Genomic DNA, 17,124 nt, shown 5'->3' on the forward strand with positions numbered 1-17,124 from the left:
TCCGTGGCCGCTCCGTCGCTCGCCCGCCCCGTGGCCGCCGCTCGCGCAGCGGGCGCAGGGGGTGGCGACGTCCCCGCCGTGGTGCCGTTCGACGTGCTGTGCGTACTGCTGCTCTGCCTGATCTTGATACCCGGTGAGCTGTGACTGCCACGTGCAGTCCGGATTGTCACATAAGTACCGGTAAAAGGTCCGCGCCACGAGAGCGATGGAGATCACCTCTTTCCGCGACGATAGTGACCCGAGATCGGGGCGCGGACCAGAGGGCGCGTCAGCCGGTGGGTGCGCCGGCGTGCGCGTCGAGGAAGGTGCGGACCAGGGTCAGCCAGGCGTCCGGCGTCTCGACGAACGGCAGGTGTCCCGAGGGGAGTTCGGCGAACTCCGCGTTCGGTATGCCGGCGGCGAGTGCCCGGTGGTGGTGCGGGGTCGCCAGCTCGTCGTGCAGCGTGGAGATGACGAGCGTCGGCACCGCGAGGCGTCCGAGGTCGGCGCGGACGTCGACCGCCCTCCCGAGCTCGATCTGGTCGACCGCGCCGGGCGGCGCGGGGGCGCGGGATCCGGCGACCAGGGCGTCGAGTCGCTCCGCGGTGAGGCCGTCGACGTAGGGCGTGCCGGGGCCGTGCAGCGCCGCCCAGCGTGCCGCGTCCTCGCGGTCGGGCGAGGCGAGCCGGGCCAGCCAGTCCTCGAACAGCAGCCGCATCCGGGGGGTGGGGTGGGCGAACGACGCCGTCAGCACCAGCGCCGTCACGCGTTCCGGGTGTCGGGTGGCGGCGCGGACGGCGAGGGCGCCGCCGAGCGAGTAGCCGAGGACGGCGAAGGTCTCGACGCCCTCCTCGACGGCGGTGGCGACCAGCGCGTCGGCGAGCCGGTCGAGGTCCAGCGGTTCGGTGGCCCGGGGGGTGCGGCCGGAGCCCGGGTAGTCGGGGCCCACGACGGTGTGGCGCTCGGCGAGGCCGTCGAGGAGCGGGCCGTAGTTCGCGTCGACGGAGCCGGTGGCGCCGTGCGCGAGCAGCAGCCCGGGGCCCGAGCCGCGCACCATCCGGCCGAGCCGGTAAGGGGAAGTGTCCATGTCGGCGAAGCTAGGGGCTGACACCGGTGGCAGGGTCAAGCGGCGCCGTTCGGCCGGCTCAGGGCGTGGCCGCGTCCAGGGCCGCCGTCAGGCGGGCGAGGTGGTCGCGCAGTTCGGCGATGTCGGCCGGCGGCAGCCCGGTGGCCTCGGCGATCCGGCGGGGGATCAGCTCGGCCCGATCGCGGAGCGCGAGGCCGGCGTCGGTGAGGCTGACGGTGACCGAGCGCTCGTCGTCCGCGCTGCGCCTGCGGTCCACGAGGCCGGCCGTCTCGAGGCGCTTGAGCAGCGGCGAGAGGGTGCCGGAGTCGAGCCGCAGCAGCTCGCCGATCCGTTTGACGGGCAGCTCGCCGTGCTCCCAGAGCACCAGCAGCACCAGGTACTGGGGGTAGGTGAGCCCCAGGTCCCTGAGCACCACCCGGTAGACGTTGCCGAAGGCGCGGGAGGCCGCGTGCAGGGCGAAGCAGATCTGCTGGTCGAGGCGGAGGTACTCGGTGCTCATGACACCAGGGTAGCCGAGTCGTCCGCGATTGAGTTGTGCACAACTCGATCGTGTGCAACTATTTGGGGGCGGGGGAGACCCCGAAGACCTCGACAGAGAGAGTGGGACCACCCATGGACGCGATCTACACCGCGGCGGCCACCGCCAACGGCCGTGACGGCCGGGCCGTCAGCAGCGACGGCAAGCTCGACCTGGGGCTGTCCCTCCCGCCCGCCCTCGGCGGCGACGGCAAGGGCACCAACCCGGAGCAGCTGTTCGCCGCCGGCTACGCGGCCTGCTTCGCCAGCGCGCTGAGCAACGTCGCCCGGGCCGCGAAGACCGACGTCAGCGAGGTGTCGGTGACGGCCGAGGTCAGCATCGGCAAGGCCGACGACGGCGCCGGCTTCGGCCTCGAGGTCACGCTGCGCGTCGAGCTGCCCGACTCGCTGGCGGGCGAGACCGGCGAGCGGCTGGTCGAGCAGGCCCACCAGGTCTGCCCCTACTCCCGCGCGGTGCGCGGCAACGTGCCGGTCACCCTCGTCGTCGAGTAGCCGAGGGTGGGCCGGCGTCAACGGGTGCGGTGCCGGAACGCCTCGCGGTAGGTCGCCGGCGGCACGCCGGCCAGCCGGCGGAAGTGGTGCCGCAGGTTCGGCGCCGTGCCGAAGCCCGTGCGGTGCGCCACGCTCTCGACCGGGACGTCCGTCGTCTCCAGCAACTCCTGTGCCAGCCGCACCCGTTCCTGGAGCAGCCACTGCAACGGAGTGGTGCCGAGGGTCTCCCGGAAGCGGCGGGCGAACGTCCGCTCGCCGAGCCCCGCCGCCCGCGCCAACTCGGCGACCGTCAGCGGCTGTTCGAGCCGGGCCCTGGCCCAGTCGAGGGCCGGCGCCAGCCCCGCGCCCCCGCCGGCGGCCGGCCAGGACGACGGCCGGCGCGGCGGCCTGGCGAACTGGACCTGGCCGCCCTCCCGGTGCGGCGGCACCACCATCCGCCTGGCCACCTCGTTGGCCACCGCCGCGCCGTGGTCGGCGCGCACCAGGTGCAGGCACAGGTCGATGACCGAGCCGGTGCCGGCCGAGGTCAGCACGTCGCCATGGTCGACGTAGAGCGGCCCCGGGTCGACCTCGACGGCCGGGAAGCGGCGCGCCAGGTCCTCGGCGTGCATCCAGTGCGTGGTCGCCCGCCGGCCGTCGAGCAGTCCCGCGGCGGCCACGATGAACACCCCCGCGCAGAGCGAGACGATCCGGCGGCCGCGCGCGTGCGCCTCCCGCACGGCGGCGACCAGACCGACCGGAGGAGCCTGGACGCGGTCCAGGTGGCAGGCGGCGACCACCACCGTGTCGGCCTCCGGGATGTCGGCCAGGCCGTACGGCGTCGGCACCAGCAGGCCGTGCGCCGTCCGCAGCGGGCCCGGCTCCCCCGCGCACATCCGCAGCTCGTACCACGGGTCGGCCAGGTCCGACCGGTCGAGGCCGAACACCTCGCAGGGCACGGCGAGTTCGAAGGTCGGCGAGCCGTCGAGCACGGCCAGCGCCACCACATGGCGGTCCTCCGCCCCACGCACACTCATGGCGGAAATTTATCGCACCACGTCGTTTCCGCCCATGGCCCGGGGCGGGCCGCGGGACCGACGCTTCCCTGGTGACCACCACCCCCGTCCGACCGTCGACGCAGCTCCCGCCCGCCGGACCCGCCGCACCCGCCGGACCCGCCGCCCCAGGAGGCGGCCGGCTCACCGCGGCCCAGGGCACCGCCCTGTACATCGGCGCCGTGCTCGGCACCGGCGTACTCGCGCTGCCCGCGCTGGCCGCCGACGCGGCCGGCCCCGCCTCCCTGCTGGCCTGGCTGGCGCTCGTCGCGCTCTCCGCGCCGCTCGCCGCCACCTTCGCGGCCCTCGGCGCCCGCCACCCGGACGCCGGCGGCGTCTCCACCTACGCCAGGCTCGCCTTCGGCGACCGCGCGGCCGCCGTCGTCGGCTGGTGCTTCTTCTTCGCCGTGCCGGCCGGCGCGCCGGCCGCCGGACTCTTCGCCGGCGCCTATGTCACGGCCGCCATCGGCGGCGGCACCACCACCGTCGTGATCACCGCGGCCGGCCTGATCGTCGCCGTCGTGGCCGTCAACGCCGTCGGGCTGCGGCTCACCGGCCGGCTGCAACTCGTCCTGGCCGGGCTGCTGGTGGCGCTCGTCCTCGGCGCCACCCTGCTCGCGCTGCCCGAGGCGCGCGTCGACAACCTCCAGCCCTTCGCCCCGCACGGCTGGGCGGCCGTCGGCACCGCCGCCACCCTGCTGGTGTGGAGCTTCGCCGGCTGGGAGGCGATCACCCACCTCGCCGGCGAGTTCCGCCGGCCGGCCCGCGACCTGCCGCGCGCCACCGCCGTCGCCGTGCTGGTGGTCGGCCTCATCTACCTCGCCGTGGCCTACGCCGTCGTCGCCGTCCTCGGCCCGGCCGCCGCCGACACCGAGGCCCCGCTCGGCGAGCTGATGGCCCACGCCCTCGGCGGCGACGCCAGGCTGCTGGCCGCCGGGCCCGCGCTGCTGCTCTGCTTCGGCACCATGAACGCCTACTTCGCCAGCGCCGCCAAGCTCGGCGCCGCCCTCGGCCGGGACGGCGCGCTGCCCACCTGGCTGGCCCGCGGCAGCGTCGCGGGCGAGGTGCCGCGCCGCAGCCTGGCGCTGGTCGCCGGCGGCTCGACGCTCTCGCTGGCCGTCGTCGTCGCGCTCGACACGGGCCCGCGGCCGCTGGTGCTGCTCAGCACCGGCTGCTTCGTCACGGTCTACGCCGTCGGCGTGGCCGCCGCGCTCCGGCTGCTGCCCCGCCGCAGCCCGGGCTGGCTCGCCGCGCTCGGCTCGCTGATCGCCGTCTCCGCGCTGCTGCTGCTCTCCGGCCGCTACCTGCTCTGGCCGCTGCTGCTGGCCGGCGGCGCCCTGCTGTATCTCCGGCTGCGCCGAACGGCACGCCGCTGACCAGGAGTTGTTACCGTCTTCTGGCCAGGTGGAATCACGGTGGGTCAGAAGGAGTAACGGTCATGCGAGGAGTCATAGCGGGCACCGGACGAGGTGCCGGGCGGGGCGCCCTGGGGAGGACGGCGATCGGGCTCGCCGCGGTCGCGCTGACCGTCGGCGGCTGCGCCCTGGAGGAGGTGGAGGGCGACGACGAGGCGCGGGCGCCGCGCCCGTCCGACTCCGCGGGGTCCGGCGACTCGGCGGTCTCCGACGTCCTCCCCGGGCTGCCGACCCCCGACCAGGCACGCGACCTGCTGGCCGGCCTGACCGTCGCCGAACCCCGCCCCATGACCGGCTACTCCAGAGACGCCTTCCCCCACTGGACCACCACGGACGGCTGCACCACCCGCCAGACCGTGCTGATCCGCGACGCCGAGGACGTCACCGTGGACGACGACTGCGCGCCGTCGTCCGGGAGTTGGCGCAGCGCCTACGACGGCGAGACCTTCGAGGACCCGGGCGACCTGGACATCGACCACATCGTCCCGCTGGCCAACGCCTGGCGCTCCGGCGCCGACTCGTGGACGGACGACCGGCGCGAGGAGCTGGCCAACGACCTCGAAGGGCCCCAACTCCTCGCCGTCAGCGCGTCCAGCAACCGCTCCAAGGGCGACCAGGCACCCGACGAGTGGCTGCCGCCCGCCGAGGACTTCCACTGCACCTACGCCGTCGCCTGGACGACCGTGAAGGACACCTACGAGTTGACCATCACGGACACCGAACGGGACGAACTGACCGCCCTGTTGGACACCTGCCAGAGCTGACGGCGCGTCAGCGGCGTGGCACCAGCCCTACAACGCGTTGGCGCGGGTGATCTCCGAGAACCAGCGGCCGCTGTCCTTCAACGTGCGCCGCTGGGTCTCGAAGTCGACGTGCACGAGCCCGAACCGCTTCGAATAGCCGTGCGCCCACTCGAAGTTGTCCAGCAGCGACCAGACGAAGTAGCCCCGCAGGTCGACGCCGTCCGCGATGGCCCGGTGCGCGGCGGCGAAGTGCCGCTCCAGGTACGAGCGCCGGTCCTCGTCGAGCACCCGGCCGTCGCCCGTCACCTCGTCGGGGAACGCCGCCCCGTTCTCCGTCACGTAGAGCGGCAGCGGCCCGTACTCCCGCCACACCCGGGTCAGCGTCTCGTGCAGCCCGTCCGGGTCGATCTCCCAGCCCATCTCGGTCACCGGCACGCCGGGCCGCCGGACGAACTCCACGTCCTCCGAGCCCACCCAGTGCGAGGGCTGCCCGGGGCGCGCCGTGCCGGCCCGCACCACGTGCCGCGAGTAGTAGTTGACGCCGAGGAAGTCCAGCGGCGTCGAGATCACCGACAGGTCGCCGTCGTGGACGTGGTCGGTGCCCGTCACCTCCGCCAGGTCCTTGAGCACGTCGGCCGGGTAGGAGCCGCGCAGCAGCGGGTCGAGGAAGAGGCGGTTCATCAGGCCGTCGATGCGGCGCGCCGCGTCCTGGTCGGCCTCGGCGGGCGTCGCCGGGTCCACCGGGTAGAGGTTGACGGTGGTGCCCACGTTCGTCGCACCCTGCTCGCGCAGCGCGCGCGCCGCGAGGCCGTGGCCGAGCAACAGGTGGTGCGCCGCCCGCACCGCCGCCGCGCCGTCCGTGCGCCCCGGGGCGTGATGGCCGCTGGCGTAGCCGAGGAACGCCGCGCACCAGGGCTCGTTGAGCGTCGTCCAGTCGGCGACCCGGTCCCCGAGCCGCTGGTGGATCAGCGCCGCGTACTCGGCGAACCGCTCCGCCGTGTCCCTGGCCGGCCAGCCGCCCGTGTCCTCCAGAGTCTGCGGCAGGTCCCAGTGGAAGAGCGTCACCCAGGGCTTGATGCCGTACTCCAGCAGCCCGTCCACCAGCCGCTGGTAGAAGTCGACGCCGGCGCCGTTGAGTTGGCCGCGCCCCTCGGGCTGGATGCGGGGCCAGGCGAGCGAGAAGCGGTAGTGGCTGACCCCGAGGTCGGCCAGCAGGCTCAGGTCCTCCGGGTAGCGATGGTAGTGGTCGTCGGCGACGTCGCCGGTGTCGCCGCCAGCGGTCCTGCCCGGGGTGTGCGAGAACGTGTCCCAGATGGAGGGCAGCCGGCCGTCCTCGTGCACCGCGCCCTCGATCTGGTAGCTGGCGGTCGCCGTGCCCCAGACGAATCCGTCCGGAAAGCGCACCTGGCTGAGGTCGTCTGTCATGGCGGGAAGACTTTCTATGAAATGTCTACGAGAAAGCGCGCGAATGGGGAATCGCGCGCCGCGTCCTGCGAAGAGTAAGCCACTCCCACTGATTGCCCGCCGGGTTGCCCGCCGCCTGCCCGTCGGTTGCCCGCACCTCACGCGGCCGCCCTCCCGCCCACCGCGCGCCCACGCGCCGCGGCCCGTCCGGGTCATGGAGGAGAAGGAAGTTGACGCCGTCCGTCGCGCTGTCCGTGGCGCCGTTCGTGGCGCCGTTCGTGGCGTCGGCCGGGGGCGCGCGGGGTCAGTACACCGAGCGCGACTCGCAGTGCGAGCGGTATCGCTCGGCCTTGTCCAGGGTCGCCGTGAAGCGTTCCCACTGCGCGGCCCCTTCAGCGGTCGGACCCACGGTGAAGTCCTCCGGGTCCAGGAAGTCGAGCCGCTCCCGCGTGGCGGGATCGAGATCCCGCCACGCCGCCTCATCCTGCGGTGACCGAGCCACAGTCGTCGCACACCCTCCCCAGCCAAGGCCCCGCGCGGCGTTGGCCCCTGCCGACGGGGCCAACGACTCTAGCGCGACCTCAGCCGAGGCGCAGCAGCCTGCTGGTGAAGCCGGGTTCGGTCAGCTCCGAGCCGAGTGCGATGGGCACGGAGGTGCTGCCGATGGTCAACGTGCCGACCTCGGTGCCGGTCGTCGCCGTGCCGGGCACGCCGTCGCGGCCGGCCGCCAACTCCATCCGCACGTCCAGGCCGTCCCAACCGGCCGCCTGCACGTCCTCGGTGACCACCACCGGGGTGTGCCCGCCGAGCCCGTCGTCGACGTAACCGACCTCGGTGCCCGCGGCGATCACGGTTTCCCCGCGCAACGTGCCCTGGGCGAAGTCGATCAACTCGCCGCCGGCGGTCAGCGCGCCGGTGAGGATGGAGTTGTCCGACGGGTGCGGTGGCTGGGCGAGCACCGCGCCGATGATCGTCTGCTGGGCGCCGTCGACGTCCTGCACGGCGGCGAACAGCAGGTTGCCGCCGGCCGCGGTGGTGGTGCCGGTCTTGATGCCGACCACGTCGCCCGGCGAGACGAGCTGGTTCCAGTTGGAGTGGTTCTGGCCCTGGCTGTCGTCGTACGAGAGTTGGGCCACGATGTCCCGGAACACCGGGTCCTCCATCGCGGCCCGGCCCAGCAGCACCTGGTCCTCGGCGGTGCTGACGGTGTCGGAGTTGAGGCCGCTGGGGTCGGTGTAGGTGGTGTTCTCCATGCCGAGGTCGGCGGCGGCCTCGTTCATCTTGTCGACGAACTCCTCCTCGGAACCGGCGTCCCAACGGGCCAGCAGCCGCGCCACGTTGTTCGCGGACGCGATCATGATCGCCTGGAGCGCCTCGCGTTGGGTGATCTCCGTGCCGGCCTCCACCTCCACGGTCGACTCGCCGTCGTCACTCAACTGCGCGTCGTCCTCGGCCTGTTGGTCGACCGGGATGGCCGCGCCAGGGGAGTCGGACTCCATCGGGTGGTCGCGGAGGATGACATAGGCCGTCATCACTTTGGCGACCGAGGCGATCGGCACCGGCTGTTGCTCGCCCGAGGTGCCGAAGCTGCCGAGCCCGTCGACGTCCAGGGCGGCCTGCCCGGAGGCGGGCCACGGGACGGACGGCGCCTCGCCGTCGAACGTGTACGTCTCGGTGGCGGTCAGCTGGAGCTCGGGCTCCGGCAGCGGGCGCAGCGACTGGGCGACCACCAGGGCGACCAACAGCAGCACGGCGAACGGCGCGTAGATCTTCACCCGGCGCCACGTGGTGCGGAGCCGCGTCTCAGGCGGCGCCGGCCGGTTGGTGAGCGAGGCCAGCAACTCCAGCGGATCCCGGTCCGAGTCGGCGGGCGGCGGCGGGGCGCTCGGCATCGGCGGTGGCGGTGGCGGCGCCACCGCCTTCGCGGCGGGCGTTTCGGACTTGGCCTCGACGTCCTTGTCGTCGGCGTCCGCCTTGGCCGCGGTGTCCGCGGCATCTGCCTTGGCCGCGGTGTCCGCCGTGTCGGCGGGAACGCGGAGGAAGGTGGTGGCCTGGTCGACGGGCTTGTCGTCCGCGGCCTTGTCGTCGTCGGCCGGAACGCGGAGGAAGGTCGTCGCCTGATCCACGGAGCCCTTGCCGGGCTCGGCTTCGTCCTTCTCGTCCTCCTCCTCGTTCTTCTCGTCGTCGGCGGTGTCCGCCGCGTCCTCCGGCACCCGCAGGGAGGTGGTGGCCTTGTCGCCGGCACTCCCGTCCGCCTGCTGGGGCAACCGCAGCATGGTCGTCCGGTCCCCGCCGCCGGTGGCGGGCGCGTCCGCCGCGGGGCCTTCGTCGGCGTCGTCGGCGTCCGCCGGTTCGGCCGGGGCCTCGTCCGCTGCCGTGCTCACCTGTGTGGTGCCGCCGGCCTGTATGCGGGTTCTGGGGTCCTCGGCGCCGGACTTGGCCTTGCCCGCCGGCGTCCTGGCGGCGCGGGCCGCCGTGCCGCCCTTGTCCGCCTCGTCCTTGCCTGTCGCGCCGTCAGCGTCCGCCGCGTCGTCGCCGTCCGGGGTGGCGGACTTGGGCGGCGCCGCGTCCTTCTTATCGGCCTCGCCCGCCTCGCCCGCCTCGCCCGCCTCGCCCGCCTCGCCCGCCTCGCCCGCCTCGTCGGCGTCGTCGGCGTCCGCCGGTTCGGCCGGGGCCTCGTCCGCTGCCGTGCTCAGCTGCGTGGTGCCGCCGGCCCGTACGCGGGTTCTGGGGTCCTCGGCGCCCGCCGGGGCCTTGCCGGCTCGCTTCCTGGCGGGGCGGGCGGCCGTGCCGCCCTTTCTGGCTCTCCCCGCCGCCGCGGGCGGCTCCGCGGCATCGTCGTCAGCCGCGCCGCCCCCCTCGCCGGCTGCCGTCCGCGTGGCACCGGTGGCCGGGCTCGCCGTAGGCGAGTCCTTGTCGGCCTCGGGAACCTTCGCGTCGTCGGGAAACCTTTCGGGCCCCTCAGGCGTCTGTTCCGATGACTCCCGCTCCCGATCCCGTCCCGAAATGTCCGGGGACTCGCCCGACACCCGTGCCTCCCTGCCGTTGTCCATGATCCGAACCGCTCGCCCTACCAGTCTGACGGGTCCTGTGCACCTCGGTACGCCACGCCTGTGGTGGCGGAAACGTGCGGTCTGACCCGTTGGACGACAACGACATATCTACGGGTTCCATCACAAATCAACCACGCACTCTCGACAGAACAATGTGAGAGGCGTCACCCTGTCTTTCATCCACGCGGGGAGGCATGGATGGGCAGGAGTCGTAGAACCATTCCGGAGGAGTTGCTGTTGCTCGCTCTGGACCCGGCCACGGGTACCACAGCGCAGCCGCAGTCGCTCGACCTCGGCCTGGCCGGGGCACAGCTCGTCGAGCTGGCCCTGGCGGGACGGATAGCCCCTGACGGGGACCGAATAGCCGTGGTGCTGCCACGACCGACCGGAGATCCCACCCTGGACTCCGCCCTGGAGTTGCTGCGCAGGCGCGGCAGCCCGGTGCGGGCCGTCCACTGGATCGGCGGGCCCAGGCTCGGGCTGCGCCAAACCTATCTCACGCACCTGGAGCGCTGCGGCATGGTCCATGCCGTGGAGAACCAGATGTGTGGGGTGCTGCCGACGACCCGGTACCAGGCGACGGAAACCGCGGTCAGCAGGCAGATCCGGGCACGGTTGGACACCGCGATCCGCACCGGCACGCCGCCGGACGCGCGGACCGCGGCCCTGGCAGCGCTGGCGCACGCCGTCGGCCTTGGCAAGCACCTGTACCCGGGGAACGAGGGGCGGTCCTCCCGCTCCCGCCTCCGGGATCTCATCAGGCACGACCCCATGGGCGGACTCGTGGCACACGCTGTCATGGACGTGCAGAACGGCGTGGCCGGCCAGGTGGCGGCCGCCGCGGCACGGCGGGCGCAGCCGAGCGCCCCGCCGCGCAAGGCGGGACGCACACCGGCGCCGACGGCCATGGCTGTGGTCGGGCAGTCGAGCCAAGCTCCTGAGCAGATTCGTCGGAGAGGAGTGACGCGAGCCGCACCACGTCCTTCGCTGTCGCACTGAGCACGACTCGGGAACAGCACCCCAGGAGCACCACCCACCCCTTCGAGCACCACGGTTCGAGGATCTCGAGCACCCTGAGAACGTCGAGAGCCTCGGGCACCCACAGACTTACCGGGAGCCGCACATCGGGCACGGGGTGTGGCGAGGGCCGTGAGGAACGACGGCCGTCGTCACACCCCCTGCCTGTTTTCCGGGCACGTGCTGTCGCGCTCTGTCGGCAATACCGGGCGCGCACGGCCTGTCGGATGGCAGTCTGCTGGGTAGGGAAGTCAGGTGATCACGACGGAGGTGCACAGTCTGTGGCGGGCAATGTCAATCCGACTGTCCGGCGACGCCGGCTCGGCCAGGAGTTGCGGCGGCTCCGCGAAGACCGGGGCATGACGGCCGAGGAGGTCGCGGACCGGCTGCTGGTGTCGCAGTCCAAGATCAGCAGGCTGGAGAACGGGCGCCGCAGCATCAGCCCGCGCGACGTCCGCGACCTGTGCGGGGTCTACGAGGTCGAGGACCGGCGGCTGGTCGACTCGTTGATGCAGATGGCCAAGGAGTCGCGCCAGCAGGGCTGGTGGCACGCCTTCGCCGAACTGTCGCCCACCTACAGCGTGTACATCGGTCTGGAGACCGACGCGTCCTCGTTACGGGTCTACGAACCCCAGGTGGTGCCCGGCCTCATGCAGACGCCGGCGTACGCCTCCGCCGTGATATCCGGCGCGCTGCCGGAGGTCGGCGAGGAGGAGGTCGCCAGCCGGGTCCAGGTACGGATGCGGCGCCAGCAGCGGGTCTGGGACGACCGGAACCCGCTGCGGCTGTGGGCCGTGGTGGACGAGGCGGCGCTGCGCCGGCTCGTCGGCGGCCGGGTGACCATGGTCGAGCAGTTGGGGCGATTGCTCGACTGCTCGCGCCTGCCGCACGTGACGCTCCAGGTGATGCCCTTTTCCGCCGGCGCGCATCCCGGCGTGAATGGCCAGTACACGATCCTGGAGTTTCCCGAGGCGACCGATTCCACGGTGATTTATCTGGAGGGCGGCACCAGTGATCTCTATTTGGAGAAGCCGCACGACGTTCAGCACTACAGCGTGATGTACGAACATCTCAGGGCCCAGGCGCTCAGCCCGGAACAGTCGCGGGTGCTGATCGCCAAGATCCTTGAGGAGTACGGGAGTTAGCCGCGTCGCCGGCCGCCCGTAAGGGGCGGCCGGGCAGCGTACACCTCCGCTCGGGGGCCCGTGGGGAAAAGCCGTGGACGAACCATCCGGTCGGGTGAAGCAGTACAACTCATCGCCATCCTGACTAGTACGGTCGCGGCGTCATTACGACACCCCCACCGACGAGTCGACCGGAGCAGAGAACATGGCAATCGAGCACGGCAGTACGCACACCTGGACCAAGTCGTCGTATTCCGGGGGGAACGGTGCCTGCGTCGAGGTGAAGTCCCCGGTGCGGGATTTCCTCGCCGTCCGGGATTCCAAGACCCCCGCGGGGTCGCGCCTCGGGTTCGCCACCGCTTCGTGGACGGCGTTCCTCGACACGCTGGACTTCGAGGAACGCGGCCGCGACTGACCCCCGCCACCCACGGCGCCGCCCGGTCCACCCCTCCCGCGACCGGTCGGCGCCGCGGTGTTCCTCACCGCAGCGCGCGGTAGCCCACGAACGTGAACATCCGCTCCCCGGCCGTCAACCTGCCCGGCCCGCCGGCGAACCGGTGCGCGCCGACGCCGAATCCGGTGTCCGGTTCCGAGAGCCAGCGCCGCTCGAAGCCGCGCTCCGCCAGCCAGTCGCAGATCTCCGGCACCAGGTCGGGCGGGTTGCGATGCCTGGTCCAGACGAGTGTGCCGCCGGTGGCGCAGAGCCGGGTGGCGTGATCGAGCGTCCGCCGGATGTCGGCGTCCGTGATGTTGCCGAACACGCCGCACAGGAGGACGAGTCGGGCCGGTGCCAGGCCCAGGTAGTGGTCGGTCGCCGCGGCGTCCCCCGTCACCACCTCGACGCCGCGCAGCCCGGCCTCAGCCGCCGCCTCCCGGGCCGCGTCCGCGTTGCGTGGGTCCAACTCGACCAGCCGGGCCACCACGTCGTCCCGTCGCGGATGCTCGCGCAGCACCGGCAGCAGGTCGCGGCCCTGCCCCGCGCAGATGCTCACCACCCGCACCGGCCCCTCCGGGGCCTCGTCCAACGCGACCCGAACCCGCTCGCGCACCACGGCGAGCCGCCGCCCCAGCCACGAACCCGGCTCGTCGTACGCGTCATGCCAGCTGTGCCAGTCCATGGTTCGACCCTAGGCGTCCGCGTGGCGGGGGCGATCCGGCCTGCCGGAATCGGTCCACCCGTTCCTCCACCCGTTTCCCGGGGACTGGGGTCGTCGGACGCCGTCCGTCAGTTCGTGCCGTCGCCGAACTCCGCCAGCGCCTCGTCGACGATCTCGGCGAGTTGGGCGTGGTGCGCGCCGCGCCAGTAGACGCGGCCGCAGGACTCGCATTCGGCGAAGACGTCGTAGGTGCGGCGGGTGCCGCCCTCGAGGCGGGTGGCGACGGTGGCCTTGTCGGCCGCGCGCAGCGCGCCGTTGCAGGCGGTGCAGCGGGTCCAGGGCGCCAGCCGTGGCGCGAACCGGCCGAGGACGTCGCGGAGTTGCTCGTCGGGCCGGTCGCTGCGGACGAACGCGCCGGCCCACAGCTCGCGGCGGTGCAGCAGGCCGCGGTCCCGGGAGAGGAGCACCCGGCGTTCGGCCGCCGAGCGGGCGGCCAGGGCCGGGTCACCGATGTCGGTGGACTCGTAGGCCGCGTCGACGCCGAGCAGCCGCAGCCGGCGGGCCAGCGTACCGAGGTGGACGTCGAGCAGGAACCGCAGCGGCGCGCCCGGCACCCGCTGGGGGCGCTCGACCGGGACGACCTCGACCGTCTCGCCGTCCGCCGGCACGTGCGACGTCGGCACCTGGCGGCCGTCGACCAGCAGCCGGCCGGCCTCGGTCAGCGGCACGCCGAGGGACTCCACGACGTGGCCGAGGGAGGAGACGCCGTCGACGGCGACCCTGGTCTCCTCGGCCCGCCTGGCCGCCGCGACGAAGAACCGCAGCTCGGGGGCGAGGTGGAGCAGGATCTCGGGACGCGCGGGAGGGGAGTTCACGCGTCAAGCCTGCCTCAGGACAACTCCCGTTCGAAGCACAGGGTGGCGTGCGGGTCCTCGAACCCCGGGTAGTCGGTGACGGCCCGGTAGCCCGCGCCGCGGTAGAGGGCGATGGCCTCGGTGAGCGTCGGGTGGGTGCTCAGCCGGACGACCCGGTGGCCGAGGTCGGCGGCCAGCCGTTCGAGATCGGCGAGCAGCCGGTGCCCAAGGCCGAGGCCGCGGGCGTGCGGCGCGATCCACAGATGCCGCAGCTCGCCGGCGCCGTCGCCGAGGCTCCGGACCGCGCCGCAGCCGACCGGTCCTGTGTCGTCGCGCGCGAGGACGAACCCGCCGGCCGGCGGGGAGAGTTGCCCCGGGTCGACCAGGATCGACGGGTCGAAGCCGCCGGGGAAGCGCTCGTCGAGCTCCGCCGCGTAGGAGTCGAGGCACCAGCGGGCCTCGGCGGTGGCCGGGTCGGCGGGGGACTCGACGGTGATCGCGGCGAGCCTCAGCAGCCGTTCGGCGGTGCCGAGCGAGTCGAGCAGCCGGGACCGCTGCTCGTCGGTGAGACCGGTGAGGATCCCGACGGCGAAGGCGTCCGCGCGCCGGTTCTGCTCGGCCAGCTCGCGGCGGCCCCTGGCCGTCAGCTCGATCAGCCGCCGCCGCCGGTCGGCCGGGTCGGGGCGGCTCCTGATCAGGCTCTGGCTCTCCAGCGAAGTCAGCATGCGGCTGAGCTGGCCGGCGTCCAGGCCGAGCCGCTCGCGCAGCTCGCGCTGGGTGGTGGCGGTCGCGATCTCGAACAGCAGGCGGGCCTGCCCGAGCGGGCGGTTCCGTTCCAGGTAACGGTCGGAGAGCACGCCGACGCGGCGCGTGAAGTAGCGGTTGAACCGGCGGACGGCCGCCACGTCACGCTGCGCGGGCTGCCCCGAGGGGAGCGGCCGGGCCACGGCGGGCGGCGGCACGGGCGGCTGCACGGAGGGCTGCATGGCCTCAGTCTGGCCGATCATTGACCTGGGTCAAGTAATTTTACCGAGCCATGACCCGCCGGTTCGCGGGCTCGCCCGGCGGCTCCTAACCTGGAAGGTGGAAGGTGGGAGGTGTTGTAGCCATGGCTGACAAGTCCCGTGCGAAGCGTGAACCCCGGCGCGAACCCCAGCCCGAGGACGATCTGCCCACGCCCGATCACCTGCTGCACACGGGCGCGGAGCGCCCCATCGATCCCGAGGATCTGGTGCGGCTGAGCGGCCGCGAGCCGACCCCCGAGCTGGTGGAGGAGGCGCGGCAGCGTCTCGAGGAGGAGGGCCCGGCCGCCATCGAGCGCTATCTGCCCTGATCGCGACCACGAGCCCGAGCACGAACCCCAGCACGAAGCAGGGCGGGGCGCGGAATGATCCGCGCCCCGCCCTGGTTGCCGCCAGGAGGACCGAACGACGGAGCGCGGCAGCGACCAGGGAGGCGGGCAGCGGTGTCCGAACGAGACGAGACGGACGTGGCACGGGCGGCGGACGAGATCAGGGGCGTGCGCCGGGGGCTCGCGCCGGTGCCGTTGTCGGTGCTCGACCTGGCCACCGTGGGCGTCGGCCGCACCGCGGCCGAGGCGCTGCGCACCACAGCCGAGCTGGCCAGGCTCACCGAGCGGCGCGGCTACCACCGGTTCTGGGTGGCCGAGCACCACTCGATGCCGGGCGTCGCCAGCTCCACCCCGGCCGTCATCCTGGCCAACCTCGCCGCCCACACCGAGCGCATCAGGCTCGGGTCCGGCGGCGTGATGCTGCCGAACCACGCCCCGCTTGGCGTCGCCGAGCAGTTCGGCACCCTGGAGGCGCTGGCCCCCGGCCGGATCGACCTCGGCCTCGGCCGGGCGCCGGGCACCGACGGCGCCACCGCTGCCGCGCTGCGCCGGGGCCGCACGGACGGGCCCGACGAGTTCCCGCAGCAGGTCGCCGAGCTCAGCCGCTTCCTGGACGACGACTTCCCCGACGGCCACCCCTACTCCCGGATCCACGCCGTTCCCGGGCCGGTGCAGGGCAGCGTCGACGGCGGGGCGCAGAGCCCGGGCAGGCCGCCGATCTGGCTGCTCGGCTCGTCCGGCTTCAGCGCCGAACTCGCCGGCCGGCTCGGCCTGCCGTTCGCCTTCGCCAACCACTTCTCGGCCGCCAACACCATTCCGGCGCTCGAGCTCTACCGCCAGACCTTCCGGCCGTCCGCCGTGCTGGACGCGCCCTACACGCTGATCGGCGTCAACGCGCTGGCCGGCGACGACGAGCGCGAGGTCGAACGCCAGGTGATGACGGGCGCGTTGAGCATGCTGCGGCTGCGCACCGGCCGGCCGGGGCTGATCCCGACGCCCGAGGAGGCCGCGTCCTACCCGTACGCCCCGGTGGAGCGCGAGGTGGTCGACGGCTGGCTGTCCAACGTCGTCCACGGCACGCCCGACGCGGTGCGCAAGGGCCTCGACGACCTGGCCCGCCGCACCGGCGCCGACGAGTTGATGCTGACCGGGCACGTCCACACCCCGGAGGCGCGGCTCCGCAGCTACGAACTGATCGCCGACGCGTACGAGTTGAGCTGACGGTCGGCGGCTACCTGGCGGCCACCTCGGCGGCTACCCGGCTGAGCCGGCCGTGCCGGCGGCCTCGCGGACCGCGCGGCTCAACTCGGCGGCCTGCCGGGTGTAGCCGGTGAGGCGCAGCCGGCGGCCGTCGCGCAGCCGGATGCGGCAGTTGACGTTCAGGCCGGTGTAGCGGGCGAACAACAGCCCCTCCCGGCCGGTGTCCTTCACCCGGGCGATCTCGGCCCACGGCACCGCCGTCGTCGCCGAGCCGCGCCGGTGCACAAGACCGCCCTCGTGGAGCGCGAACACCTCGCCGTCGCGCGCCCGCCGCACACCCTGGGCGCCGTGCCACGCGAGCAGCAGCCCGGCGAGCCCGACGCCCAGCGGCAGCCCCACCACGAAGTTGCTCCGCGAGCCGCTCTCCCCGCTGAACCCGAGGAGCAGCAGCGGCACGCCGACCGCCAGCCCGAGCAGCCCGACGACCAGCGAGGTGACGGTGAACCCGCCGCTCGGCGGCCCCGCCACCGGATGCTCCGCCACGAGACGGCCCAGACCGTCCGACTCCCGTGACTCCTCCGTCATCGCAACCCCCGGCCTCGGCCTCGTCGTCGTTGCGAACGAGTCTGCCCCAACCGGGGCCGATTCAGGGCACGCTCCCACCAACTCCGGCCAGTACTCGGCCGGCCGGCGCCCTCGCCGGCAACGCCGACGGTGACGCCGAGCACGGCGCCGCC

The 17,124-nt window shown here is 73.5% G+C and carries 18 protein-coding genes; 8 read left to right on the forward strand and 10 right to left on the reverse strand.

The annotated features are described in order from the left end of the window. Nucleotides 1-268: 268 nt before the first annotated feature. Nucleotides 269-1,066 carry an alpha/beta fold hydrolase gene (locus ACYVPE_RS12475; protein WP_461033580.1) on the reverse strand — a complete coding sequence of 266 codons (798 nt, stop codon included), beginning with the start codon at nucleotides 1,064-1,066 and terminating at the stop codon, nucleotides 269-271. Nucleotides 1,067-1,124: 58 nt separating this feature from the next. Further along, nucleotides 1,125-1,565, reverse strand: a complete 441-nt coding sequence (locus ACYVPE_RS12480) for a MarR family winged helix-turn-helix transcriptional regulator (RefSeq protein WP_461033581.1) — start codon at nucleotides 1,563-1,565, stop codon at nucleotides 1,125-1,127. 113 nt (nucleotides 1,566-1,678) lie between these two features. Here ACYVPE_RS12480 and ACYVPE_RS12485 point away from each other — a divergent pair, with 113 nt between their 5' ends. Further along, nucleotides 1,679-2,095 carry an organic hydroperoxide resistance protein gene (locus tag ACYVPE_RS12485; protein WP_461033582.1) on the forward strand — a complete coding sequence of 139 codons (417 nt, stop codon included), beginning with the start codon at nucleotides 1,679-1,681 and terminating at the stop codon, nucleotides 2,093-2,095. Nucleotides 2,096-2,112: 17 nt separating this feature from the next. On the opposite strand, the gene ACYVPE_RS12490 is transcribed toward ACYVPE_RS12485, so the two are convergent. Continuing rightward, complete coding sequence (locus ACYVPE_RS12490; protein ID WP_461033583.1) at nucleotides 2,113-3,111, reverse strand: helix-turn-helix domain-containing protein; 999 nt, start codon at nucleotides 3,109-3,111, stop codon at nucleotides 2,113-2,115. A gap of 11 nt (nucleotides 3,112-3,122) precedes the next feature. On the opposite strand from ACYVPE_RS12490, the gene ACYVPE_RS12495 reads away from it, so the two are divergent. Together ACYVPE_RS12495 and ACYVPE_RS12500 are read left to right on the forward strand one after the other, a co-directional pair. Further along, complete coding sequence (locus ACYVPE_RS12495) at nucleotides 3,123-4,505, forward strand: APC family permease (protein WP_461033651.1); 1,383 nt, start codon at nucleotides 3,123-3,125, stop codon at nucleotides 4,503-4,505. A 62-nt stretch (nucleotides 4,506-4,567) separates the two neighbouring features. Further along, nucleotides 4,568-5,308, forward strand: coding sequence for an HNH endonuclease family protein (locus ACYVPE_RS12500; RefSeq protein WP_461033584.1), 741 nt, complete (start codon nucleotides 4,568-4,570; stop codon nucleotides 5,306-5,308). Nucleotides 5,309-5,335: 27 nt separating this feature from the next. Here ACYVPE_RS12500 and ACYVPE_RS12505 read toward each other — a convergent pair whose 3' ends face one another. From ACYVPE_RS12505 to ACYVPE_RS12515, 3 genes are all read right to left on the reverse strand, one after another. After that, entirely contained in the window at nucleotides 5,336-6,712 is a 1,377-nt protein-coding gene (locus ACYVPE_RS12505; protein ID WP_461033585.1) for a GH1 family beta-glucosidase, read from the reverse strand. 283 nt (nucleotides 6,713-6,995) lie between these two features. Further along, the gene (locus tag ACYVPE_RS12510) at nucleotides 6,996-7,193 is read right to left on the reverse strand and encodes a hypothetical protein (RefSeq protein WP_461033586.1); all 198 of its coding nucleotides are present in this window, start codon (nucleotides 7,191-7,193) and stop codon (nucleotides 6,996-6,998) included. A gap of 79 nt (nucleotides 7,194-7,272) precedes the next feature. After that, nucleotides 7,273-9,744: a D-alanyl-D-alanine carboxypeptidase family protein gene (locus ACYVPE_RS12515; protein WP_461033587.1), complete on the reverse strand. Its 2,472-nt coding sequence runs from the start codon at nucleotides 9,742-9,744 to the stop codon at nucleotides 7,273-7,275. 198 nt (nucleotides 9,745-9,942) lie between these two features. Between ACYVPE_RS12515 and ACYVPE_RS12520 the strand changes: the two genes are divergently transcribed. The 3 genes from ACYVPE_RS12520 (at nucleotide 9,943) to ACYVPE_RS12530 (ending at nucleotide 12,300) form a co-directional block, all read left to right on the forward strand. Continuing rightward, entirely contained in the window at nucleotides 9,943-10,743 is an 801-nt protein-coding gene (locus ACYVPE_RS12520; protein WP_461033588.1) for a GOLPH3/VPS74 family protein, read from the forward strand. A 299-nt stretch (nucleotides 10,744-11,042) separates the two neighbouring features. Beyond that, the gene (locus ACYVPE_RS12525; RefSeq protein WP_461033589.1) at nucleotides 11,043-11,906 is read left to right on the forward strand and encodes a helix-turn-helix domain-containing protein; all 864 of its coding nucleotides are present in this window, start codon (nucleotides 11,043-11,045) and stop codon (nucleotides 11,904-11,906) included. A gap of 184 nt (nucleotides 11,907-12,090) precedes the next feature. Next, nucleotides 12,091-12,300, forward strand: a complete 210-nt coding sequence (locus ACYVPE_RS12530; protein WP_461033590.1) for a DUF397 domain-containing protein — start codon at nucleotides 12,091-12,093, stop codon at nucleotides 12,298-12,300. 64 nt (nucleotides 12,301-12,364) lie between these two features. On the opposite strand, the gene ACYVPE_RS12535 is transcribed toward ACYVPE_RS12530, so the two are convergent. The 3 genes from ACYVPE_RS12535 to ACYVPE_RS12545 all read right to left on the reverse strand — a co-directional run bounded on the left by ACYVPE_RS12535 (nucleotide 12,365) and on the right by ACYVPE_RS12545 (nucleotide 14,822). Beyond that, on the reverse strand, nucleotides 12,365-13,003 hold the full coding sequence (locus tag ACYVPE_RS12535) for a class I SAM-dependent methyltransferase family protein (protein WP_461033591.1): 639 nt from the start codon (nucleotides 13,001-13,003) through the stop codon (nucleotides 12,365-12,367). Nucleotides 13,004-13,110: 107 nt separating this feature from the next. Then, complete coding sequence (locus ACYVPE_RS12540) at nucleotides 13,111-13,857, reverse strand: Mut7-C RNAse domain-containing protein (RefSeq protein WP_461033592.1); 747 nt, start codon at nucleotides 13,855-13,857, stop codon at nucleotides 13,111-13,113. Nucleotides 13,858-13,871: 14 nt separating this feature from the next. Continuing rightward, a complete protein-coding gene (locus ACYVPE_RS12545; RefSeq protein WP_461033593.1) occupies nucleotides 13,872-14,822 on the reverse strand; it encodes a bifunctional helix-turn-helix transcriptional regulator/GNAT family N-acetyltransferase in 951 nt (316 codons plus the stop codon). A gap of 122 nt (nucleotides 14,823-14,944) precedes the next feature. Between ACYVPE_RS12545 and ACYVPE_RS12550 the strand changes: the two genes are divergently transcribed. Both ACYVPE_RS12550 and ACYVPE_RS12555 read left to right on the forward strand, forming a co-directional pair. Next, nucleotides 14,945-15,169, forward strand: coding sequence for a hypothetical protein (locus ACYVPE_RS12550; RefSeq protein WP_461033594.1), 225 nt, complete (start codon nucleotides 14,945-14,947; stop codon nucleotides 15,167-15,169). 132 nt (nucleotides 15,170-15,301) lie between these two features. Beyond that, nucleotides 15,302-16,408, forward strand: a complete 1,107-nt coding sequence (locus ACYVPE_RS12555; RefSeq protein WP_461033595.1) for an LLM class flavin-dependent oxidoreductase — start codon at nucleotides 15,302-15,304, stop codon at nucleotides 16,406-16,408. A 33-nt stretch (nucleotides 16,409-16,441) separates the two neighbouring features. Here ACYVPE_RS12555 and ACYVPE_RS12560 read toward each other — a convergent pair whose 3' ends face one another. Then, complete coding sequence (locus ACYVPE_RS12560) at nucleotides 16,442-16,972, reverse strand: hypothetical protein (RefSeq protein WP_461033596.1); 531 nt, start codon at nucleotides 16,970-16,972, stop codon at nucleotides 16,442-16,444. Between the last annotated feature and the right edge of the window lie 152 nt (nucleotides 16,973-17,124).

It is taken from the genome of Streptomyces mayteni (assembly GCF_054783955.1).

What these genes read in the sequence shown, in the direction of transcription:
- ACYVPE_RS12515 (WP_461033587.1), bottom strand. Translation starts at nt 9,744, where the DNA reads ATGGACAACGGCAGGGAGGCACGGGTGTCGGGCGAGTCCCCGGACATT.
- ACYVPE_RS12490 (WP_461033583.1), bottom strand. Translation starts at nt 3,111, where the DNA reads ATGAGTGTGCGTGGGGCGGAGGACCGCCATGTGGTGGCGCTGGCCGTG.
- ACYVPE_RS12545 (WP_461033593.1), bottom strand. Translation starts at nt 14,822, where the DNA reads ATGCAGCCCTCCGTGCAGCCGCCCGTGCCGCCGCCCGCCGTGGCCCGG.
- ACYVPE_RS12520 (WP_461033588.1), top strand. Translation starts at nt 9,943, where the DNA reads ATGGGCAGGAGTCGTAGAACCATTCCGGAGGAGTTGCTGTTGCTCGCT.
- ACYVPE_RS12530 (WP_461033590.1), top strand. Translation starts at nt 12,091, where the DNA reads ATGGCAATCGAGCACGGCAGTACGCACACCTGGACCAAGTCGTCGTAT.
- ACYVPE_RS12560 (WP_461033596.1), bottom strand. Translation starts at nt 16,972, where the DNA reads ATGACGGAGGAGTCACGGGAGTCGGACGGTCTGGGCCGTCTCGTGGCG.
- ACYVPE_RS12505 (WP_461033585.1), bottom strand. Translation starts at nt 6,712, where the DNA reads ATGACAGACGACCTCAGCCAGGTGCGCTTTCCGGACGGATTCGTCTGG.
- ACYVPE_RS12500 (WP_461033584.1), top strand. Translation starts at nt 4,568, where the DNA reads ATGCGAGGAGTCATAGCGGGCACCGGACGAGGTGCCGGGCGGGGCGCC.
- ACYVPE_RS12485 (WP_461033582.1), top strand. Translation starts at nt 1,679, where the DNA reads ATGGACGCGATCTACACCGCGGCGGCCACCGCCAACGGCCGTGACGGC.
- ACYVPE_RS12480 (WP_461033581.1), bottom strand. Translation starts at nt 1,565, where the DNA reads ATGAGCACCGAGTACCTCCGCCTCGACCAGCAGATCTGCTTCGCCCTG.
- ACYVPE_RS12550 (WP_461033594.1), top strand. Translation starts at nt 14,945, where the DNA reads ATGGCTGACAAGTCCCGTGCGAAGCGTGAACCCCGGCGCGAACCCCAG.
- ACYVPE_RS12475 (WP_461033580.1), bottom strand. Translation starts at nt 1,066, where the DNA reads ATGGACACTTCCCCTTACCGGCTCGGCCGGATGGTGCGCGGCTCGGGC.
- ACYVPE_RS12535 (WP_461033591.1), bottom strand. Translation starts at nt 13,003, where the DNA reads ATGGACTGGCACAGCTGGCATGACGCGTACGACGAGCCGGGTTCGTGG.